Consider the following 210-nt stretch of genomic DNA (forward strand, 5'->3'; position numbering starts at 1 on the left):
CACCAGCAACTCTTCCACGTCCTCGGGCAGCCCCGGCGGCGCCAGCGCGGCGGCGGGCACCGGCTGCGCCGCGGCAGAAGCCCACGCGGGACTGTCACCCGATGCACTCGCGGGCACCGGAGGAGCCTCTTCCGCCCCATCGGGCGCCAGGGCCGGGGACCACTGCACCACCTCTGTGAGCGTGGGCACAAAACGGGGCGGGGTCTTGGA

1 pseudogene is annotated in these 210 nt (G+C 74.3%); it reads right to left on the reverse strand.

The features are described 5' to 3' along the window. Nucleotides 1-210, reverse strand: a pseudogene (locus B2J89_RS22420) (hypothetical protein); the annotation flags it as partial.

The organism is Acidovorax sp. SRB_24, assembly GCF_012931925.1.